Origin of the sequence: Burkholderia pyrrocinia, from assembly GCF_022809715.1 — a bacterium.
GTDB classification, from domain to species: domain Bacteria; phylum Pseudomonadota; class Gammaproteobacteria; order Burkholderiales; family Burkholderiaceae; genus Burkholderia; species Burkholderia pyrrocinia_C.
The window spans coordinates 2253744-2269262 of the sequence record NZ_CP094459.1 but is presented as its reverse complement, the minus strand read 5'-3'; the positions used below and the strand labels follow the sequence as shown (position 1 = coordinate 2269262).

The following is a 15519-nucleotide window of genomic DNA, read 5'->3' as shown; positions in this document are numbered from 1 at the left end:
AACGGAGAGGATGGCGCCGGCAACCGGCGCACGGCGGCTTACTTGACCGCGCCGCCCTCGAACCAGGCGGCGAGCTTCGTCCGCTCGTCGTCGGTCATGTGCGTGACGTTGCCGATCGGCATCGCCTTCAGGCGCACGGCCTGTTCGTAGATGCGCTGCGCGTTCTTCGACACTTCGTCCGGCGTATCGAACAGCACGCCCGCGGGTGCGCTGCCCATCAGCGTCGGCTTCGACGAGTGGCACTCGACGCAGCGCTGCTGCAGGATCGGCATGATGTCGTTGATCACGATCTTCGGCGCGTTGGCGGCCTGCGCTTCCGGTGCGACCGGCTTCGGCATCGTCCACACCAGCGCGCCCGACAGCAGCGCGACGCCGCCGATCGGCAGGTACCACAGCTGCTTGCCGCGGTGACGCATCACGAAGAACTGGCGGATCAGTGCGCCGGCCAGCATGATCAGCACGAGCACGATCCAGTTGAACTTGTTCGTGTACGTCATCGCATAGTGGTTCGACAGCATCGCGAACACGACGGGCAGCGTGAAGTACGTGTTGTGCACCGAGCGCTGCTTGCCGCGCTTGCCGTAGATCGGGTTCGGCTCTTCGCCCTTGAGCATCTTGTCGACCATCTTGCGCTGGCCGGGGATGATCACGAAGAACACGTTCGCCGACATGATCGTCGCGAGCATCGCGCCGACGATCAGGTAGGCGGCACGGCCCGCGAAGATGTGGCACGCGAGGTACGCCGCGACGACGACGTAGAGGCCGACGCAGATGCCGAGCACGCGGTCGTTGGTGCCGAGGAGGCGGCACAGCGAGTCGTAGACGATCCAGCCGGCTGCGAGGAAGCCGAGCGCGGATGCGACGGCGACGACCGGGCCCATGTCGAGCACGCTCTTGTCGATCAGGTAGGTGTTCGGCGCGAGCAGGTACAGCACGAAGAACAGCGAGAAGCCCGACAGCCAGGTCGTGTACGACGGCCACTTCGACCAGTGCAGGTCATCCGGCATTTCCGGCGGGGCGACCGTGTACTTCTGCATGTTGTAGAAGCCGCCGCCGTGGACGTGCCACAGTTCGCCGAACACGCCGCGCTTGCGCTGGTTCGGGTCGGTCGGCGGTTTCAGGCTGTTGTCGAGCGCGACGAAATAGAACGACTCGCCGATCCACGCGATGGCGACGATGACGTGCAGCCATCGCAGCGCGAGGTTCAGCCAGTCGGTGATGAAGCCTTCCATGAAACTCCTCCAGACTCAGATCGTTTGTCTTTGATGCGGGCGCCGATGCGTATGTCAGCTGCCGCGATAGGTGCTGTACGACCACGGCGACACGAGCAGCGGCACGTGGTAGTGCGAGCCGGTGTCGGCGATGCCGAAGCGCAGCACGACGCGGTCGACGAAACGGGGTTCGGGCACCTTCACGCCGAGCGACGCGAAGTAGTCGCCGGCATGGAACACGAGTTCGTATTCGCCGGCGGCGAGCGCGGCGCCTTCGAGCAGGGGTTCGTCGCAGCGGCCGTCGCTATTGGTCAGCACGGTCTTGATCGCGCGGCGCGATTCGCCGTCCAGCGCGTAGAGGTCGACCTTGATTGCGGCGCCGGGACGACCGTGCGCCGTATCGAGTACGTGGGTAGTGAGCTTTCCCATTCGTTGTGTCCTTGTGTGAATGCGAGGTTCGGCGGCGACTCGATCCATTGACTGTGCGGCGGATCGAGGCTCCACGTCACGTGGCTACATACCCGTCGGCGAGGTGAAGCGAGCGCCGTGCAGGCATTGTAAAAAGGTTCCCCGAGCAAATACGGGCGCGATATCGAAGATAATGCGCCGCGCATAAGCGGCTGTCGACGGCACGCCGGATATGGCTTTCAGCCTGCGTTTCGGGCGTCCGGCGGCAGGGCGGACCAGGCGCGCGCGGCGTACCATATCGGAACCGTGAAGTGCGGTATTACGGATTGCGCATTGTGCGCCGCGCGTGCTTGGGCGATCCTCCCGCCGTGCGCGTCGGCCTGTGGCCCGCGCGTACCCCGAAGACGGCGAGCACGCCGGGTAACCGGGCCAGGGCGTTCGAACGGACGCAGGCACCGGGGCGTGCCGCGAATCAGCGTTCGAACGGCTTTGTGACCGTCCCCAGGATCAGCCCCTGGGGCCGACCGACGCGGAGAACGCATGAACCTCGAGCAGCACGCCGGCGCACACGCGCCGAACGCATCCCCATCCCGCCCGAAAACCCTGCTGGTCAAGCACGCCGACGTGCTCGTGACCATGGACGACACGCGCCGCGAATTGCGCGACGCGGGGCTCTACATCGAAGACAACCGGATCGTCGCGGTCGGCCCGACCGCCGAGCTGCCCGACACGGCCGACGAAGTGCTCGACCTGCGCGGCCACCTCGTGATCCCGGGGCTCGTGAACACGCACCACCACATGTACCAGAGCCTCACGCGCGCGGTGCCGGCCGCGCAGAACGCCGAGCTGTTCGGCTGGCTCACGAACCTGTACCGGATCTGGGCGCACCTGACGCCCGAGATGATCGAGGTGTCGACGCTCACCGCGATGGCCGAGCTGCTACAGTCGGGCTGCACGACGTCGAGCGACCATCTGTACATCTACCCGAACGGCAGCCGGCTCGACGACAGCATCGGCGCCGCGCAGCGGATCGGCATGCGTTTTCATGCGAGCCGCGGTGCGATGAGCGTCGGCCAGCGCGACGGCGGGCTGCCGCCCGATTCCGTTGTCGAACGCGAACCCGACATCCTGCGCGACACGCAGCGCCTGATCGAGACCTATCACGACGAAGGCCGCTACGCGATGCTGCGCGTGGTGGTCGCGCCATGCTCGCCGTTTTCCGTGAGCCGCGACCTGATGCGCGACGCGGCCGTGCTCGCGCGCGAGTACGGCGTGTCGCTGCACACGCACCTCGCGGAGAACGTCAACGACATCGCGTACAGCCGCGAGAAGTTCGGGATGACGCCCGCCGAATATGCGGAAGATCTCGGCTGGGTTGGCCACGACGTATGGCATGCGCATTGCGTGCAGCTCGACGATGCGGGCATCGGCCTGTTTGCGCGTACCGGCACCGGCGTCGCACACTGTCCGTGCTCGAACATGCGGCTCGCGTCGGGTATCGCGCCGGTAAAGAAGATGCGTCTCGCGGGCGTGCCGGTCGGCCTCGGCGTCGACGGCTCCGCGTCGAACGATGGCGCGCAGATGGTCGCGGAAGTGCGGCAGGCGCTGCTGCTGCAGCGAGTCGGCTTCGGGCCCGATGCGATGACCGCGCGCGAAGCGCTCGAGATCGCGACGCTCGGCGGCGCGAAGGTGCTGAACCGCGACGATATCGGGGCGCTGAAGCCAGGCATGGCTGCGGACTTCGCCGCGTTCGACCTGCGCCAGCCGCTGTTCGCGGGCGCGCTGCACGATCCGGTCGCGGCGCTGGTGTTCTGCGCGCCGTCGCAGACGGCGTACACGGTGGTGAACGGGAAGGTGGTGGTGCGGGAAGGGCGGCTGGCGACGCTCGATCTGCCGCCCGTCATCGAGCGCCATAACGCGCTCGCGCAGGCGCTCGTCGAGGCATCGCGCTGAACGAAGCCTGAAGCGATACGGCGGCCGCCTTGCCGCCGGCCGCCGTCGCGTTGCTCCGCGCCGCGACGGCGCGGGCGGTGCGTGCGGTTACGCTTCGATCAGCGTGCGGGTGGCTTCGGCGACGAGGCTGCGCAGCCAGCGCACTTCGTCGGAGTAGTGGCAGCGCTCGTGCCACAGCTGGTAGTACTGCATCGGCGGGAAGTCGAGCGGCGCCGGCACGACCGACAGCGGCAGGAACTTCGCGTAGTGATCGGCGAACAGGCGCGTGGTCGTGAAGATCAGGTCGGACTTCACGAGCACGTACGGCGCGAGGTTGAAGTACGGCAGCGTGACGACCACATGACGCTTGAGCCGTTCGCGCGCGAGATGCACGTCGATCGCGCCGCGCTGTCCGACCGAGTACGGCGTCGGCGCGAGATGCGGCGCGTTCAGGTACTGGTCGAGCGTGAGCCCGCCGCGCTTCGCGAACGGGTGCGTGTTGCTCATCAGGCAGACGATCTCGTCGACGAACAGGTTCGACAGGTGCAGCTGCTCGGGCGGTTCGGGCCAGTTGCCGACGACGATGTCGAGCTTGCCGTCTTCCAGCGCGAGTTCGTAGTCGAACGCGGGGCCGAGCGAGTGAAACTCGAGCGTCGCGTTCGGCGCGGCCAGACGGAAGCGCTCGACGACGGTCGGCACGAACAGCACGTTCAGGTAGTCGGGGCAGCCGATCCGGTAGCAGCGGATCGACGTGGCCGGGTCGAAGTTGTGCTGCTGGAACTTGATGCGCTCGATTTCACGCAGCGCATTCTGCACGGGCTCGAGCAGACGCAGCCCGTATTCGGTCGGCACCATGCCGGATTTGCCGCGCACCAGCAGCGGATCGCCGGTGATGTCGCGCAGGCGCCGCAGCGCGGCGCTGATCGCCGGTTGCGACTGGTTCAGTTTGACGGCCGCGCGCGTGACGCTGCGCTCCATCAACAAGGTGTGCAAGACGCGCAAGAGGTACGTGTCGATCGCCTCGCGTTGCTGACTCATGATTTCTCCAGGTTATATGGCTGGGCTGATCGAGGGGTACTGTGGGTATATCGTTTTTAATATGAACGAAAGTCAGCGTCAAGAGATGGATACCCGCACGCACCCGCCGGCCGGGCCTCGACAAGGGGCCTGAACGGGGTTGCAAGCGGGCGCGCGCGGCGCCGCGCGGAGGCACGTGTAGTGCGACTCCGGATCGCGGCTCGGCGTGTGATGCGGCGGTTGTGTCAGTCGTCGATGCGCATGCCGACCTTCAGCGTGACCTGCCAGTGAACGACCTGGTCGCCTTCGATGTGGCCGCGCGTTTCGGTCACCTGGAACCAGTGCAGGTTGTGCAGTGTCTTGCCGGCCTTCGAGATCGCGTTGCGGATGGCGTCGTCGCTCGATTGCTGCGACGAACCGGTCAGTTCGATCAGCTTGTACACGTGGTCGCTCATGATGCGCTCCCTGGGATATCGGTCTGTATCGCCGGTGCAAGCTGCGGTCCCGAAGCGGCGCCGCGCGTGCCCGGCTTCTTGAGTGATAGGTATGATGGGCGGCAAGTGCAACCCATATCGGAGACGAGGAATATCGTGGAAGTCGGATTTTGCGGACCGGGATTGATGGGCGCGCCGATGATTCGCCATCTGCTGGCGGCCGGGCATCGGGTCAGCGTGTGGAATCGCTCGCGCGACAAGGCCGAGGCGCTCGTGAAGGACGGCGCGCAGGTGGTCGGCACGCCGCGCGAACTGGCGGAACGCGTCGATACGGTATTCGTGTGCGTGCTCGACGGGCGTGCGGTCGGCGACGTCGTGTTCGGCGAGCACGGGCTGCTTTCCGGCGACGCGGCGGCGCGCCGCCTGCGGCGCATCGTCGATCATTCGAGCATTCCGCCTGCCGCGACGCGCGACTACGCGGCGCGCGCGGCCGCGCTCGGCGCCGGCTGGGTCGATGCGCCCGTGTCGGGCGGCGTGCCGGGCGCGCAGGCCGGCACGCTCGCGGTGATGGCCGGCGGCCGCGCGACCGATCTCGACGCGGTGCGGCCGCTGATCGGCACGTACGCGTCGCGCATCACGCACATGGGCGACGCGGGAGCGGGCCAGACGGCGAAGCTGTGCAACCAGGCGATCGTCACCGCGACGGTGACTGCGATCGCCGAGGCCGTCGGCCTCGCGCAGGCGAGCGGCATCGACGCCGCGCGGCTGGCCGAGGCGCTGGCCGGCGGCTGGGCCGATTCGGTGCTGCTGCAGACGTTCGTGCCGCGCATGACGTCGAGCGGTCACGCGCCGATCGGCGCGCTGAGCACATTCCAGAAGGACGTCGATGCGATCGCCGACGCGGCGCGCGACACGGGGGCGGTGATGCCCGTGTCGGCCACCGTGCAGCAGGTGCTGCGGCTCGGCGCCGCGCAGGGGCTCGCCGGCGCCGATTTCGCCGCGTTCATCGATATCGTTCGGCCCGGCAACGGGCGTCGGCAGCCCGCGTGACGGGCAAGCGGCGCGCGTGAATGGCAGATGGGCCGCCCGGAGGCGGCCCATCGAATGACTGGCGGTTCAGCCGAGGGAGCGTGGTGTCGTGTCGCCGGCGTTCTGGCGACCGAGCCCGCCGCGCAGGCTCGCTTTCGTGCCTGCACCAAACTCGGGCAGGATGCGCGCGCGTGCCCGGCTCGCGAATACCAGGAAGCCGAAGCCGTTCGCTTCGTACCAGTACCCGCCGTTCTCGAGGCCGTCCAGCGGCTGCTCGAGCGCGTTGGCGATCGATTCGATGCAGCGCTTGCGCAACTCGGCGATGGCCGGATAGGGCGGCTGTGCGCCGCGCACGCTGCACAGGAGCACGTCGAGACCGGGCAGCACATGCGCGTAGAGGACGGGTTCGTCCTGCGCACGGGCGCGGGCAATCTTGGTGTCGAGCTGGGCGAAAGGTTTCGAGTGACGCAACACCGCGAGGAATGACTCCTGGCCATCCTGTTGGGCACGCCGACGTTTTTTCGGGAAGGACATAAACACTCGCCTCAAAAACAATTGCAAGAAATGCGGCACTTTCATGCGACCCACTCCCGGCTATGTACGCCGCATGTCGATCCTTTATAGCACACGAAAATGCTGCATTCGTGCAGTACGACGATCAATGTCTCCCGTCGACCTGCTCGCCATGATCGACACAGCCAGCGTCTTGGCGCCCGTACTGTCGTTTAGTCTCCATCATAGACCCGCTTTCCCCGCGCGTGCATTCGCGCGTCACAAAAAAATGAGACAGGCTGCATGCGGCGGGCGGCGCATGGCGTGCGCAATAAAAAGGCCCGCACGGGGCGGGCCTGACAGGCGGGGCGCTCAGCGGCTCAGCGCTGCTTGAGCGAATCGCGGATCTCGCGCAGCAGCACGGTGTCTTCCGGCGTCGCGGCCGGCGCGGCTTCTTCCGGCTTGCGCAGCTTGTTGATGAATTTCACCATCAGGAAAATGATGAACGCGAGGATGACGAAATTGATCGCCACGGTGATGAACGAGCCGTAGCCGAACGCGGCGACACCGGCCGTCTGCAGGTCCTTGAACGAATCGGGATTACCCTTGAACGTCGGAGGGATGGTGCCGAGCAGAACGAACTTGTTCGAGAAATCCAGGCCGCCCGTCAGCAAGCCGATGACCGGCATGATGAGGTCTTTCACGATCGAATCGACGATCTTCGAGAAGGCGCCGCCGATGATCACGCCGACGGCGAGATCCATCACGTTGCCCTTGACGGCGAACTCCTTGAATTCCTTGATGATGCTCATGAGCGGCTTTCTCCTTGTTGGTGCCAGAGGAGGCGTGCCGCGACGCGCAGGCTTGTATTGCGTCGAATGAGGGTCGGTGGCACGCCGATGGCCGCATGATAGCGAACGCTCCCCATTGCCGGTAGTCCATCTTGAAATGATTGACAAATCCGCGCGTCGGCGCGGCCGGTCATGCAGGGGAGCGTGGCGTGTGTTGCGGCGCGTCGACGGGAATGTCGACGCGCCGCGCAGGGTCAGGTGTTGTCGTCCGTCCAGCCGTCGTCGTTGCTGCCGAGATCGACGTTGCCGCTGCCGCTGTCGCTCCAGTTCGACGCGTCGCCGCGGCCGAGGTCGAAGCCCGGGTCGGCATCCTGCCGGCGGTGCTCGCCGTCGACGATCACGTCGCGTTCGACCACGCGCTCGCGGCCGCCGGACATCGCCTCGCCGAGCAGCACGCCGGTCAGCAGCCCGCCCATCCCGCCGCCGAAACCGCCGCCGCCTTGCTGGATCACGACGGGCGGCTGCTGTTGCGGGTAGGGCTGTTGCGGATACGGCTGGCCCTGCGCGCCCGTCATGCGATCGGCTTCCTGCGCGTATACGGAGCCGCTGCCGTTCGCCGGCGGCGCGGGTTGCGCGGCCGGATCGGGTCGGCCTTCGACGCGTGCCTTCACGCTCGCGTGACGCTGCTCGAGTTCGTCGACCTGATACGGCGGCATCGGATTCTTGCCGTTCGCCAGCGCCTCGACGAGCGTGCGCGCGTCGGTCTCGATCGCTTCGAGTTCGCCCATCAGCGCCGCGGCGCCGGGCGCCGTCGACAGCTTCGCGTCGAGTTTCAGCGGACGGATGTCGTTCAGTACGTCGGTCGCACGCTTGAGCTGCGTGCGGCGTTCGTCGTCGGCGCGGCTGTTGTCGGCCGTGCGCGCGCGCCGCAGCGTCCAGCGCAGCACCAGCGCGATCACCGCGACGATCAGCCCGAGGCCGATCCACATGCCGGTCGACGGGCCGTGTTTTTCGGCCGGCGCGACGGCGGGCGCGAGCGACGGCTGCAGCGTGCCGGCCTGTGTGGCCGACGGCGCGTTGCCGCTCACGCGCGCGGCGTCCGCACGAATGCGCGACTCCGTCTGCGCGAAGCGCGACGCGTCGGTGAAGCGCAGTTGCGGATCGAGCGACTTCGCACGCTGCAGCTGCGCGAGCGCGTCGGACGCGCGGCCTTCGCGGTCCAGCACCTGCGCATACAGGTAGCGCGCGTGCGCGTTGTTCGGATGGGCGTCGATGACTTGCGACAGCTGCGTGTCGGCTTGTTGCCAGTTGCGCTGGGCGATCGACTGCTCGACCTGCTGCAGCGACGGTACCGCAAACGCGGCGGACGACAGCAGCATCAGCGAGAGGCCGAGTGCGGCGAGAGATTTCTTCATGGTCGAACCGGGCGCAGGCGCCCGTCTCCTGACGATCGGTTCGCGCCGCGTGCCCGGGCGGGCCGCGGCGCGGTTGCCGTTACTGCGCGGGCGTGTCGAGCTGCTTCTTCAGCGCGGCGAGGCGATCCTCGACCGACGGGCCCTTGTTCAGTGCGGCGAGCTTGTCGTCGAGCGCCTTGCCGCTCGACGTGTCGGCCGAATTGAGGCGCGCGTCCGAGCGTGCGTTCTGCAGTGCGACCTTGTCCTCGAGCTTCTGGAAGTCCTCGGACAGGTTCTTGCCGCCGATGCCGCCCAGGGCGCTTGCCGCGACATCCTTCGCCTGCGCGATTTCCTGCTTGGCCTGCAGGATGTTCGAGCGCGCGTTCAGGTCGTTGCGGCGCTGGCGCATGTCGGCGATCTGCCCCTTCAGCTTGTCGACCGACGGCTCGAGCGTCGTCAGCTCGGCCGCGAGCGCGTCGCGCTCGGCTTCCGCGTTCGCCTGCGCGGCCAGTGCCTCGCGTGCGAGCGCTTCGTCGCCGGACTGCAGCGCGCGCTTCGCGCCGTCTTCGTACTTCTTTACCTTGTCGTCGGCCGCATCGCGCTTGCTGCGCTGGGTCGCGACCTGCGCCTCGATCTCGATCAGCGAATTTTCGGCACGACCGATGCTGTCGTCGAGCTCCCGCACGATCTGCCGTGCGTCGCGCGACGGATCCTGTACCGAATCGGCCGCATCGTTCAGCAGGCCTTTGATCGTGCGCGAAACAGAGTCGAAAAGCGACATGAAATCCTCCGTGGTTGAAAGGCGCCGCGTAACCGCGGCAATGCCCGCCGCGTGTTGGTTGCAACCCGCGTGAGCCGGCGGATATTACACCACCGGTTCACTTAAATACGGCTTAAACGCGTGAGTTCAAGCGGCTTGCGTATCGGGATGACAAACCTTTCGCGGTTGAAAGAAAATCGGCCGCGCGCACCATATTGCGTGTCCATGATAGGCCGAGGATGCCGACAATACGTTCCGCAAATCACGGCGTTGCGGGAATTTTTACAAAAAATCGCGAAGGCACCCGGTCGATTTCATTAAAATGCGCTGTCACGTCGCGGGAACGGATCGCCGCGCGGCGGGGTCTGTCGACGTGACAGTCGCATCTCGATGCACCCGCTCTGATCCATCCGCTTGCATTTCCGCATGCGTCCGAGGGCGCCACGTACGCCCGCCATTCCGACATGCCAATTATCAAACGACCACCTTCTTCTTCCGACAGGAACGAACCCCACTACACGCTGCGCCGTTCACCGTCCGGAGCCTATTACCCCGATGACGACGATCGCGACCATCGCGACGACGGCCGCCGCGCACAGCGCAGCGGCGGCGGGGGGCGTCGAACGTTCGGTTCGCGCGTCGCGCTGTGGTTCGCCGGCCTGTTCGCCACGCTGGCGATCGTCGGTGCGTTGATCGTCGGCTACGCGCTGGTCGTGATGGCGCCGCAACTGCCGTCGCTCGATGCGCTGACCAACTACCAGCCGAAGGTGCCGCTGCGCGTGTTCACGGCCGATCACGTGCTGATCGGCGAGTTCGGCGAGGAGCGCCGCAGCCTGGTGCGCTTCCAGGACATTCCGGACGTGATGAAGAAGGCGGTGCTCGCGATCGAGGACTACCGCTTCTACGAGCACGGTGGCGTCGATTTCGTCGGCATCCTGCGGGCGGGCGTCGCCGACCTGATGCACGGCGGCGCGCGCCAGGGCGCGAGCACGATCACGATGCAGGTCGCGCGCAACTTCTTCCTGTCGAGCGAGAAGACCTACACGCGCAAGATCTACGAGATGCTGCTCGCGTACAAGATCGAGAAGGCCCTGACGAAGGACCAGATCCTCGAGCTGTACATGAACCAGATCTATCTCGGCCAGCGTTCGTACGGCTTCGCGGCCGCCGCGCGGGTCTATTTCGGCAAGGACCTGAAGGACATCACGCTCGCGGAAGCGGCGATGCTCGCGGGGCTGCCGAAGGCGCCGTCCGCGTACAACCCGGTCGTGAATCCGAAGCGCGCGAAGGTGCGCCAGGAATACATCCTGAAGCGCATGCTCGAGGTCGGCTACATCACGCAGCCGCAGTACGACGCGGCCGTGAAGGAAGAGATCCACGTGCGCACGCCGGGCAACCAGTACGCGGTGCACGGCGAATACGTCGCCGAGATGGTGCGACAGATGATGTACCAGCAGTACAAGGACGAAACCTACACGCGCGGGCTGACCGTCACGACGACGATCAACTCGGCCGACCAGGAAGCCGCGTACCAGGCCGTGCGTCGCGGCATTCTCGACTACGAGCGCCGCCACGGCTATCGCGGGCCGGAAGCGTCGATCAACCTGCCCGCGGCCGGCGACGACCGCGACGAGGCGATCGACGATGCGCTCGCCGATCACCCGGACAACGGCGACCTGCAGTCGGCGGTCGTGCTGTCGGCCTCGCCGAACGCGGTCGAGGTGCAGTTCGTCGGCGGCGCGACGACGACGATCGGCCCGGCCGGGCTGCGCTTCGTGTCGGCCGCACTTGGGCCCCGCGCGAACAACGCGCTGCGCATCAAGCCTGGCTCGGTCGTGCGCGTGCTGAAGGACGGCAAGACGGGCTGGCAGGTCGTGCAACTGCCGCAGGTCGAAGGCGCGCTCGTCGCGATCGCGCCGCAGGACGGCGCGATCCGCTCGCTCGTCGGCGGCTTCGACTTCAACAAGAGCAAGTTCAACCACGTGACGCAGGCATGGCGGCAGCCGGGCTCGTCGTTCAAGCCGTTCATCTATTCGGCATCGCTCGACAAGGGCCTCGGGCCGGCGACGATCATCAACGACGCGCCGCTGTACTTCCCGCCGAGCGTGCCGGGCGGCACCGCGTGGGAGCCGAAGGACGACGACCAGCCGGACGGCCCGATGACGATGCGCACCGGCCTGCAGCGCTCGAAGAACCTCGTGTCGATCCGGATCCTCGCATCGATCGGCACGCAGTATGCGCAGCAGTACGTGACGCAGCGCTTCGGCTTCGATCCCGCGAAGACGCCGCCGTACCTGCCGATGGCGCTCGGTGCGGGCCTCGTGACGCCGCTGCAGCTCGCGACCGGCTACGCGGTGTTCGCGAACGGCGGCTACAAGGTCGATCCGTACCTGATCGCCGAAGTCGACGACGCGCGCGGCCAGGCACTGCAGAAGTCGCAGCCGGTGATCGCGGGCAGCACCGCGCCGCGCACGATCGAAGGACGCAACGCATACGTGATGAACAGCCTGCTGCATACGGTTGCGACGGCCGGCACGGGCGCGGGCACCAACGCACTGGGCCGCAGCGATATGCAGGGCAAGACGGGTACGACGAACGACGCGAAGGACGGCTGGTTCGCCGGCTACCAGCAGTCGCTCGTCGCGGTCGCGTGGATGGGCTTCGACCAGCCGAAGAGCCTCGGCAGCCGCGAATTCGGCGCTCAGCTCGCGCTGCCGATCTGGGTGAACTACATGCGCACCGCGCTGAACGGCGTGCCGGAGCAGCAGATGCCGATGCCGGACGGCCTGACCTCGCTCGACGGCGAGCTGTACTACGCCGATCGCACGCCGGGCAACGGCTTCGTCGGGAACGTCGACATCAATCCGGCCGAGAACGCGATCAGCGCGAACGACGCACTCGGCTCGGCGGGCGCGGCAGGGCTCACGCCGCCGCCCGTCACGGCGCAGGAGAAGCAGCAGATCATGGACATGTTCGAGAGCAAGTAAGCGGTACGCCGCTGTTCCGGCATGCGACGGGCGCCTTCGGGCGCCCGTTTTTTTGCACGCTGCCGGCAGGTAGCGGGAGACGCGGAATCAGAACGACGCGCAGGCCGGCACGAACGTGATGCCGACCGACTCCTGATGGAACCGCTCCGCGTACGCGTGCCGGATCGCGGTGAGCCGCGCGTGCGTGTCGGGCGTATCGTCGGCGATGATACGGATCACGAAGCTGTCTTCGCGCGTGATGTTGCCGGTCGCGCGGTCGCGCCACTGGCCGTGCGTGTCCCAGTACGTGAGGCCGTCGGGGAAACGCGGCGTGACGGTGTCGGCGAGGAACGCGGCGCGTTCCGCATCGGTGACGGGGCCGCGCCCCGCGATATCGCGCCCGAACAGCAGGTCGGCCTGCAACATCCGGCTCGCGCCCGGCTGCGTGCAGGCAGGCTGCGCGTCGGCGACGGGCGAGGGCGGTGCCGCGCAACCGGCGAGCAGTGCAATCGCCGCGGCGGCGATCAGCGGCCGCGCGCGGCGCCGCCAGATTGCAGCCCATAGCGGCCGCATTTGCTCATTTCGCGTCCGACGACCTTCGTGCGCGCAAAACGCTGCGCGCTCAACCACTTGCGTGCTTGTTCGGCGGGTTATCAACAGGGCTGTCAACATAATCTGGGGATAACCCTAGGTCGGTTCGCCGGCGCCCGGCGTGTGGTCAGTGCTGCAGTTTCGCGTGCGCGAGATGCATGCCGAGCGTGCCGGGGTCGGTGTTCGTGCCCGACAGCAGTACGCCGACGCGCTTGCCCTGCAGCGTTTCGCGCAGCGGGCCGAGCAGCGCGGCGAGTGCGGCTGCGCAAGCCGGTTCGACCGACAGCTTCAGGTGCGAGAACAGGAACAGCATCGCGGCGCGCAGCGCGTCGTCGGACACGGTCACGATGCGGTCGACGTGGCGCCGGCACAGCTGGTAGCTGTATTCCTCGGTATGCGGCGCCATCAGCGAATCCGCGATCGTCTGCATCGCACTCATCTTGATCGTGTGATTCGCCGCGAAGCTGCGGCTCATCGCGTCGGCGCCTTCCGGCTCGACGCCGTACACGTGCACGCGCGGATTCGCGAGCCGCAGCGCGGTCGCCATGCCGGCCGCGAGCCCGCCGCCGCCGATCGGCACGATCACCGCATCGAGGTCGGGTGTCTGCGTCGCCCATTCGTAGCCGAGCGTCGCGGTGCCGAGGATCGTGTGATAGCCGTTGAACGGATGGATGAAGAAGCGGCCTTCCTCGGCCTCGATCCGCCGCACGAGATCGAACGCCTGTGATGCGCTGCCCGCGAGCACGACTTCCGCGCGGTACTGCTTGCACTGCGCGATGCGCGTCGGGCTCGCGGTATGGAACATCACGACCTTCGCGCTGCTGCCGAGCCGCATTGCCGCATACGCGACGGCCGCCGCATGATTGCCGGCCGACACGCAGGTGACGCCGGCATCCTTGCGTGCCTCGTCGAGCGCGAGCAGGTGCGTGAATGCGCCGCGCGCCTTGAAGCTGCCGCTCACCTGCAGCAGTTCGAACTTGAAATTGACGTGCGTGCCCTCGAGGGACGGCAGGTCGGCGCGTTCGAACACGGGCGTGCGCGCGACCCAGGGCGACAACGCGAAATGCTGCGCGGCGATTTCGTCGAGCGTCGGAATCGGCTCGCCGTCGATCGTCGTATGGGCAGTGCCCTGCTGTTCAGTCGACATGACGTGGCGGGTGGCGGAGTGGGCCGGCCCGCACACGCGGGCCGGCGTGGCGGGAGGCAGTCAGTGCGCGTCGACCGACATGCTGCGGATGAACTTGCGCAGGAACTGCTCGCAGCCGGCGAGCTGCGCGAGCTCGACATATTCGTTCGGCTTGTGGGCCTGCTCGATGTTGCCGGGCCCGCACACGACGCTCGGGATGCCCGCGCGTTCGAACAGGCCGGCTTCGGTGCCGTACGCGACCTTGCGCTTGTCCTGGTCGGCGGTCAATGCGCGCACGAGCTGCGTGATCGCGGCCTGTTCGGTCGCGTCGAGGCCGGGCGCCGCGGCGATCTTCGAGAACTCGATCGCGGCATTCGGATGCTCGCGAAGCATCTGCGGCAGCAGCGTTTCCTGCGCATATGCTTCGATGCGCGTGAAGATCTGCTCGGGATCGAGCGTCGGCAGGTTGCGGAACTCGAAGTCGAACCGGCATTCGGCCGGCACCGTGTTGATCGCGTTGCCGCCCTGGATCGTGCTCGTTTGCGCGGTCGTGAACGGCACGTCGTACAGCTCGTCGAACGGGCCTTCGGCGCGGAAGCGCTCGGCGATGTCGCGAATGTGGCAGATGAGGCGCGCCGCGTACTCGATCGCGTTGAGCCCCTTCGGCGTCAGCGACGAATGCGCCGCGTGGCCGCGCACGCAGCAGCGGTACGCGTTGATGCCCTTGTGCGCGATGATCGGCCGCATGCTGGTCGGCTCACCGACGATGCAGCCGGACGGTTGCACGCCGCGCTTGACGAGGTCGGCGATCATCAGCGGCGCGCCCGCGCAGCCGATTTCCTCGTCGTAGGACAGCGCGAAATGGATCGGCTTCGCGAGCTTCGTCGCCTGCATCTCGGGCAACAGCGCGAGCGCCGTGCCGATGAAGCCCTTCATGTCGCAGGTGCCGCGGCCGTACAGGCGGCCGTCGCGGATTTCCGGCGCAAACGGGTTGCTGTCCCATTGCTGGCCGTCGACCGGCACGACGTCGGTATGCCCGGACAGCACGATGCCGCCGTTCGTCGAGCCGTCGTGCGCGGGCACCGTCGCGAACAGGTTTGCCCAGCCTTCGCGCGGATCGTGCGTGATCGTCGAAACGATGCCTTTCGCGGCGAGCGCGTCGCGCACCGTTTCGATCAGGCCGAGATTCGGCACGCGGCTCGTCGTGTCCATCGACACCAGTTGCTTGACCCAGGGCAGACTGACCAGCGATGCATCGCCTTGGGTTGCGGCGGACGGCGCCGTCGCGTCGAGAGTGGACATGGCAAAACTCCGTCTGATGAATGGGAAAATCATACTCAAAAACGCGCCGGCCCGCCTGCGCCGGGC

The 15519-nt window shown here is 67.0% G+C and carries 14 protein-coding genes; 3 read left to right on the top strand and 11 right to left on the bottom strand.

Annotated elements, in window-relative coordinates:
• Window positions 1-38: 38 nt before the first annotated feature.
• The gene (locus MRS60_RS10525) at window positions 39-1232 is read right to left on the bottom strand and encodes a urate hydroxylase PuuD (protein ID WP_034181163.1); all 1194 of its coding nucleotides are present in this window, start codon (window positions 1230-1232) and stop codon (window positions 39-41) included.
• A 54-nt stretch (window positions 1233-1286) separates the two neighbouring features.
• On the bottom strand, window positions 1287-1640 hold the full coding sequence (uraH, locus tag MRS60_RS10520) for a hydroxyisourate hydrolase (RefSeq protein WP_011352401.1): 354 nt from the start codon (window positions 1638-1640) through the stop codon (window positions 1287-1289).
• Between the two features lie 519 nt (window positions 1641-2159).
• Here uraH and MRS60_RS10515 point away from each other — a divergent pair.
• Window positions 2160-3572, top strand: a complete 1413-nt coding sequence (locus MRS60_RS10515; protein ID WP_034181164.1) for an 8-oxoguanine deaminase — start codon at window positions 2160-2162, stop codon at window positions 3570-3572.
• Window positions 3573-3659: 87 nt separating this feature from the next.
• Here MRS60_RS10515 and MRS60_RS10510 read toward each other — a convergent pair whose 3' ends face one another.
• Together MRS60_RS10510 and MRS60_RS10505 are read right to left on the bottom strand one after the other, a co-directional pair.
• Window positions 3660-4589 carry a LysR substrate-binding domain-containing protein gene (locus MRS60_RS10510; protein WP_006478550.1) on the bottom strand — a complete coding sequence of 310 codons (930 nt, stop codon included), beginning with the start codon at window positions 4587-4589 and terminating at the stop codon, window positions 3660-3662.
• Window positions 4590-4813: 224 nt separating this feature from the next.
• A complete protein-coding gene (locus tag MRS60_RS10505) occupies window positions 4814-5023 on the bottom strand; it encodes a dodecin (protein WP_011549586.1) in 210 nt (69 codons plus the stop codon).
• Between the two features lie 135 nt (window positions 5024-5158).
• Between MRS60_RS10505 and MRS60_RS10500 the strand changes: the two genes are divergently transcribed.
• Window positions 5159-6052 (top strand): NAD(P)-dependent oxidoreductase, encoded by an 894-nt coding sequence (locus MRS60_RS10500; protein ID WP_175749942.1) that lies wholly within the window; start codon window positions 5159-5161, stop codon window positions 6050-6052.
• Between the two features lie 66 nt (window positions 6053-6118).
• Here MRS60_RS10500 and MRS60_RS10495 read toward each other — a convergent pair whose 3' ends face one another.
• The 4 genes from MRS60_RS10495 to MRS60_RS10480 all read right to left on the bottom strand — a co-directional run bounded on the left by MRS60_RS10495 (window position 6119) and on the right by MRS60_RS10480 (window position 9489).
• Window positions 6119-6565: a hypothetical protein gene (locus MRS60_RS10495; RefSeq protein ID WP_027784713.1), complete on the bottom strand. Its 447-nt coding sequence runs from the start codon at window positions 6563-6565 to the stop codon at window positions 6119-6121.
• 338 nt (window positions 6566-6903) lie between these two features.
• Window positions 6904-7335 carry a large conductance mechanosensitive channel protein MscL gene (gene mscL, locus MRS60_RS10490; protein ID WP_034181166.1) on the bottom strand — a complete coding sequence of 144 codons (432 nt, stop codon included), beginning with the start codon at window positions 7333-7335 and terminating at the stop codon, window positions 6904-6906.
• A gap of 233 nt (window positions 7336-7568) precedes the next feature.
• Window positions 7569-8729 (bottom strand): tetratricopeptide repeat protein, encoded by a 1161-nt coding sequence (locus MRS60_RS10485; protein ID WP_243564666.1) that lies wholly within the window; start codon window positions 8727-8729, stop codon window positions 7569-7571.
• Window positions 8730-8808: 79 nt separating this feature from the next.
• A complete protein-coding gene (locus MRS60_RS10480) occupies window positions 8809-9489 on the bottom strand; it encodes a PspA/IM30 family protein (protein ID WP_243564665.1) in 681 nt (226 codons plus the stop codon).
• A 443-nt stretch (window positions 9490-9932) separates the two neighbouring features.
• Here MRS60_RS10480 and MRS60_RS10475 point away from each other — a divergent pair, with 443 nt between their 5' ends.
• The gene (locus tag MRS60_RS10475; protein WP_243564664.1) at window positions 9933-12455 is read left to right on the top strand and encodes a penicillin-binding protein 1A; all 2523 of its coding nucleotides are present in this window, start codon (window positions 9933-9935) and stop codon (window positions 12453-12455) included.
• 87 nt (window positions 12456-12542) lie between these two features.
• Here the strand turns inward: MRS60_RS10475 and MRS60_RS10470 are convergent, their stop codons facing one another.
• From MRS60_RS10470 to argE, 3 genes are all read right to left on the bottom strand, one after another.
• Window positions 12543-13007, bottom strand: coding sequence for a DUF3574 domain-containing protein (locus MRS60_RS10470; RefSeq protein WP_243564663.1), 465 nt, complete (start codon window positions 13005-13007; stop codon window positions 12543-12545).
• 145 nt (window positions 13008-13152) lie between these two features.
• Window positions 13153-14172: a threonine/serine dehydratase gene (locus MRS60_RS10465; protein ID WP_034181170.1), complete on the bottom strand. Its 1020-nt coding sequence runs from the start codon at window positions 14170-14172 to the stop codon at window positions 13153-13155.
• A gap of 60 nt (window positions 14173-14232) precedes the next feature.
• Complete coding sequence (argE, locus tag MRS60_RS10460; protein WP_131948644.1) at window positions 14233-15453, bottom strand: acetylornithine deacetylase; 1221 nt, start codon at window positions 15451-15453, stop codon at window positions 14233-14235.
• Window positions 15454-15519: the final 66 nt, after the last annotated feature.